A 4650-nucleotide genomic window follows, 5' to 3' on the forward strand; every position below is an offset into this window, starting at 1 on the left:
TAGAAGGAATACCCACTATTATTATAAAAGTTTGCAGAATTAAATTCTATCATTGGATTTGTAAAATTAAATTCCATATAAATTGATTTAGGGATGGAATTTAGTTTTTCAATTTACGATGAATAAAAAGAAATCTTGAAAATCCTTGATGTTCTTGAAAAATACACACTGATATGATACTATGGTAACGATTAAGAAAAGAGGGATTTCATGTCAAAAGCAAATAGTATTGTTAGAAAAATAATTGATTGGAAAGTCATTTTAGGAATACAGGTTATTGCATCTTTGGCTTTAATCGGTATTATATTTAAGTTAGGTGCACTACCTATGCAATATGCTTTAATCATTATTGCAATTGTTGTTTTATTATGTGTAGGAACATTTTTCTTGATGAAACCATCAAAGAAAAAAGGAACTGGTAAAGTCAGAAATATTATTGGTAAATTAGTCAGTATCTTACTGAGTGTGGCTTTATTATTTGGAACATTGTCAATTGCTCAAGGGACATCAGTTCTTGATGCTATTACAGGAGCAAATGTTCAGACACAGCGTTATTCTGTTGTTGTTTTAAAAGATAGTTCTTATAAGACATTATCTGATTTAAAAGGAGAGACAATTGAAACGGTATCTTCTGTAGATGAAGAAAATGCTAAAAAAGCGATTGAAGCTATGCAAAAAGAAGAATCATCTCTTGAAACAAAGGATGTTGATAGTTATTCAAAAGCAGCTAATGATTTATATGATAGTGAAACAAAAGCTATTTTGGTTAATGAATCATATTATGCAATTATTGAAGCAGATCATGAAGATTTCCAAAATGAAGTTCGTGAAATATGGTCATTCGATATTGAAGAAGAAATTAAAGATATTTCTAAGAATGTTAATGTTACAAAAGAACCATTTATTGTATACATAAGTGGTATTGATACATCAGGACCTGTATCTACAGTTTCTAGATCTGATGTTAACATGTTAGTTACTGTTAATCCAAAAACAAGACAAATCTTATTAACAAGTATTCCAAGAGATTACTATGTAACACTTGCTAATAGGGGACAAAAAGATAAATTAACTCACTCTGGTTTGGCAGGTATTGATAACACTGTGAAAACAATGGAAAATTTCTTAGGTTTAGATATCAACTATTATGCAAGAGTTAACTTTACTTCATTGATTCAAATGGTTGATGCTTTAGGTGGTATTACAATTAATAACGATGTTGCTTTCACTGGATATAATGGAACATATTTTGCAAAAGGAAATATTTCTATTAACGGTGACGAAGCATTAGAATATTCTAGAGAAAGACATGCGTTTGGAGCAGGGGATAATGAACGTGTATTCCATCAACAAATTGTTATTATGGGTATGTTGAATAAGATGATGTCACCAGCAGTCATTACAAACTATTCAAGTGTCTTGAATGCGATTGAAGGATGCTTTGAAACAAATATGTCATCTAGTGAAATTACAAGTTTAATACAAATGCAAATTAATGATATGGCATCATGGAACATGGTACAAAAACAATTCTCAGGTCATGGCGTTATGCAGACAGGAGGAGCTTATATGCCAAGCTCAAGACTTTACTACATGATTCCTGATGATGAAAGTGTATCTGAAAATGTTGCTGCAATTAAGAGTGTATTAAACGGAGAAACAGTTGAATAAAACAAAAGTGGAAGGGAACTTCCACTTTTATATATAAAGGGGTATGCTATGTTAGATAAAATTTTAGGTGATCGAAAATATTTTAAGTTATTATTTATTTTCTATGTTTTTATTAATACTTTAGCATTGGGTTATTTTGGTATTGATTTTAATCCATTATCAATCATTGTATTGATTTATGGTGGCTTGATTTTCATATACAGTATCATAAAAAATGAATTCTTTTATACAAAGAATCATTTATTATTAATTGGTTTATATGGTATTTTGCTTTTTATAGCCACTTATTTAAATAAAGATTATTCAACCAAGAATTCTTTATTAATAGCTATTATGCAATTACTGATCTTTACATTCATTTTTGCACAACCAAAATCTATGACTCTTAAAAAATTAAAACAAGAATTACATACAATCATTCCTTTCACTTGTTTTTTAGTAGGAAGTGCTTCTCTTATTTCTCTGTTTATGTATTTTTTAAACATTTCAGGAAGTCAAAATGGTTGGTATATTGGACTTGTTGGAGATCGTTTATTTGGTGTTTATTTTAACTGTAATCCAGCTTCCTTTTTAGCTATTATTGTGATTTTAATGTCTATGATTGCTATTAGAAATCATTATGAAGGAAGTTTCCTTTATATCATTAATATTGGCATTCAGTTATCTTATATTATATTAACGCAATGTCGAGCAGCTATCATTATTTTAGCAGTGATTTTAACATCAGTTGCTTATTATCGTTTCTTTAGAGCAAAAGAATTATCAACAGTAAAAAGAGTATGTTTAAATGTTGGTATGTGTTTATGCATGTTACTAGGAACTAAGGTTGTTCAAGAAGCAGCTTTTATCATTCCTCAAATTCAAGGAGCAAGAGAAGAATCTAATAATCGTTTTCAATTAGAAAAAATCAAAGAAATCGTTTCTCTAACAATGACAGGAGAATTACAGAATATTCCTAAAATTATAAGTTTAGCTGATGAAGTCAGCAGTGGCAGAATTACTTTAGCAAAAGATTCATTAAAAATTTGGCAACAAAGTCCTATTCAGGGAATAGGGGCAGGTAACTTTAGAAATATGTTAGTTGATGTGACACAAAGTGATGATTGGGGACAACAGATTCTTCATAGTCATAATGTTTTCATGGAATCACTCATTACTGCTGGTATTTTTGGTTTTGTTTTATTTATTTTATTTTTTATTAAAACACTATTCACTGCAAGAGATATTTTATTAAAATATCGAAATAAAAAATCTTATTTTATAGTCTTATTATTTATTATGATCTTTGTGAGTGAATTTATAGGTGGATTATTTGATTTTGGTGTTTTTTATGTATATTCATTATCAGCAACGCTAGCCTGGTTATTTTTAGGATATATTTACTGGTTAAATGATCAAAGTGATATGTCATTAGTAGATGACAATGAAATTGCTATTTTTAATCGCTATGAATTATTATCTATTGTTTATCATAAAGAACAATTAGAAAGCTTAAAACCAGAGTTTGAAATATTAGATAGTCATTATCAAGATGATGATTATATTATGAAAGTTCAGTATTATCTAGGACAATCTTCATTTACGTATGATATTTATTATACACTTTATGATCAAAAGGATAATATTGATAAAAAGTTAGCTAGAGAATTTTATGCTTTAATTGAAGATGAAATTAAAAATATTTACAATCAATCACAAATTAAATAAATTCATTGTGTTTTAAAGGAGCTTATTCAATTCAGTAAGCTCTTTTTTGTTTTATAAAGCACTATTTTGTTGACAAAACTATGAGGGGGGTATCATATTAAGTGAGGAGGAAAAGAAAATGAAATTTATGAAGAAAAAGGTTTTGGGTTTAGTAGTTTCTATAGCTATGGTATTATCGTTGTTTGTATTGCCAGTAAGTGTTAATGCAGCAAATGAAAAAGTTGCTAAAATGATTATTCTGCTCAAGTTGACCAATCATTCCGATTATGCTGACCAACTATTCCAATATCCCTGATCAACCAACATTGTTCTCAACATTCTGATTATCCGGACCAGCTATTCCGATGAATCTGATCAATAATGAAATCCTGATTATTGTTTAATCAGGATCCTTTTATTTATTATCGACTTCTCATTGATTTATCACCTAGTATCTTTATTGTATGTGATTTTGGTACGATTCTATCAAGTATGGCATCAGCTAATGCACCACCTCCTAGCTTGCTATGCCATCCTCCTACATCAAATTGTGAACATAATATTGTTGAATGTATTCTATATCTTTTCTCTAATACTTCCAATATATCTTGCTGTTCAATGTTGCTTGTATTAACTAACAGCCACTCATCAAGAATAAGAAGATCGCATTTTTCATATTGTTTGATTTTATTTTTATATGTTCCTTGTATTCTTGACAGCTCTAATTCGGACAACAAATCTGGCAGTCGAATATATTTGACTTTCAGTCCACTATTACATGCTTCAACCCCAAGTGCACATCCAATATACGATTTCCCAGCTCAAGTTGCTCCTATTATTAAAACATTTTCGTGTTTCTTTATATATTCATTTGTTGCCAGGCTTAATATCTGCTCTTTATCAAGATGTCTGTCTGCATAATATTTGATCTGCGTTATGGATGCTTTGGATTCCGCAAAATGTGCATTATTGATCAGTCTTTCTATCTTATGTATACGCTGACTGTCAACTTCGGCATCAACCAATAATTCCAGTCTTTGATCAAATGTCAATTGTCGTATATCTTCCATCTCTTCCTGTTCCAGATATGTTTTTGCCATGCCAGGCAGTCTTAAAGCGACTATTTTTTCATATGTATCTCTATTCATTTGTGTTTCCTCCATAATATGATGAACCTCTGACAAATGCAAAGTCATCATTGTTTTCATCTTCTTGGTTGACCTGTCTTGTATCTTGATTATATTGAATAATTAATTTAATATTTTTATAGCGGGGCAATGATAAATGCTTTAG

General features: G+C 29.7%; 3 protein-coding genes and 1 pseudogene. 3 read left to right on the top strand and 1 reads right to left on the bottom strand.

The annotated features are described in order from the left end of the window. The first annotated feature begins 210 nt into the window (after positions 1-210). From B5E79_RS13015 to B5E79_RS13515, 3 genes are all read left to right on the top strand, one after another. Positions 211-1671 carry an LCP family protein gene (locus B5E79_RS13015; RefSeq protein WP_087298337.1) on the top strand — a complete coding sequence of 487 codons (1461 nt, stop codon included), beginning with the start codon at positions 211-213 and terminating at the stop codon, positions 1669-1671. Between the two features lie 48 nt (positions 1672-1719). Next, a complete protein-coding gene (locus B5E79_RS13020) occupies positions 1720-3378 on the top strand; it encodes an O-antigen ligase family protein (RefSeq protein ID WP_087298338.1) in 1659 nt (552 codons plus the stop codon). A gap of 118 nt (positions 3379-3496) precedes the next feature. Next, the gene (locus tag B5E79_RS13515) at positions 3497-3673 is read left to right on the top strand and encodes a hypothetical protein (protein ID WP_158095509.1); all 177 of its coding nucleotides are present in this window, start codon (positions 3497-3499) and stop codon (positions 3671-3673) included. Between the two features lie 106 nt (positions 3674-3779). On the opposite strand, the pseudogene istB reads toward B5E79_RS13515, so the two are convergent. Continuing rightward, positions 3780-4565: pseudogene (gene istB, locus B5E79_RS13865) on the bottom strand (IS21-like element helper ATPase IstB). Positions 4566-4650 lie beyond the last annotated feature (85 nt).

Source organism: Massilimicrobiota sp. An134 (genome assembly GCF_002160815.1).
Classification (GTDB): domain Bacteria; phylum Bacillota_I; class Bacilli_A; order Erysipelotrichales; family Coprobacillaceae; genus Allocoprobacillus; species Allocoprobacillus merdigallinarum.